Genomic DNA, 1,182 nt, shown 5'->3' with positions numbered 1-1,182 from the left:
TTGGAGGGCCTGTTCGCGGGTGGCGCCGGTGACGATGAGTTTGGCGAGGAGGGAGTCCCAGGCGGGTCCGATGACGGAGCCGGATTCGACGCCGGCGTCGAGGCGGACGCCGGGGCCGGTGGGCGGGGCGAAGGTGGTGACGGTGCCGGGGGCGGGGAGGAAGCCGCGGCCGGGGTCTTCGCCGTTGATGCGGAACTCGATGGAGTGGCCGCGCAGGGTGGGGTCGTCGTAGCCGAGTGCTTCGCCGTCGGCGATGCGGAACATTTCGCGGACGAGGTCGATTCCGGAGACTTCTTCGGTGACGGGGTGTTCGACCTGGAGGCGGGTGTTGACCTCGAGGAAGGAGATGTAGCCGTCGGCGGAGACGAGGAATTCGACGGTGCCGGCGCCGACGTAGCCGGCTTCCTTCAGGATGGCTTTGGACGCGGCGTAGAGCTCGGCGTTCTGGGCGTCGGTGAGGAAGGGGGCGGGTGCTTCCTCGACGAGTTTTTGGTGGCGTCGCTGGAGGGAGCAGTCGCGGGTGGAGACGACGACGACGTTGCCGTGGGTGTCGGCGAGGCACTGGGTTTCGACGTGGCGGGGCTTGTCGAGGTAGCGCTCGACGAAGCATTCGCCGCGGCCGAAGGCGGCGACGGCTTCGCGGACGGCGGAGTCGTAGAGTTCGGGGATTTCTTCGAGGGTGCGGGCGACTTTGAGGCCGCGGCCGCCGCCGCCGAAGGCTGCCTTGATGGCGATGGGCAGTCCGTGCTCCTGGGCGAAGGCGACGACTTCGTCGGAGCCGGAGACGGGGTCGGGGGTGCCGGCGACCAGGGGGGCTCCGGCGCGTTGGGCGATGTGGCGGGCGGCGACTTTGTCGCCGAGGTCGCGGATGGCCTGGGGCGGGGGTCCGATCCAGGTCAGGCCCGCGTCGAGGACGGCCTGGGCGAAGTCGGCGTTCTCGGAGAGGAAGCCGTATCCGGGATGGATGGCGTCCGCTCCGGAGTCGGCGGCGGCCTGGAGGACTTTTCCGATGTCCAGGTAGCTGCCGGCCGGGGTGTCACCGCCCAGCGCGAACGCTTCGTCGGCCGCGCGGACGTGCAGGGCGTCCCGGTCCGGATCGGCGTAGACGGCTACGCTCGCGATCCCGGCGTCCCGGCAGGCCCGGGCAACGCGGACAGCGATTTCGCCACGGTTGGCGATGAG

Annotated in this window: 1 protein-coding gene; it reads right to left on the bottom strand. The window is 70.5% G+C overall.

Features of this window, described 5'->3' with window-relative positions; genetic code table 11:
• A partial coding sequence (locus ACZ6S8_RS10515) for an acetyl-CoA carboxylase biotin carboxylase subunit (protein ID WP_469454364.1) occupies positions 1 to 1,182 on the bottom strand: 1,182 nt, incomplete at both ends.

This window comes from Streptomyces sp. NPDC048461 (assembly GCF_055587105.1).
The sequence above is the reverse complement of the archived record's forward strand: the minus strand, read 5'-3'. Positions and strand labels throughout refer to the sequence as shown.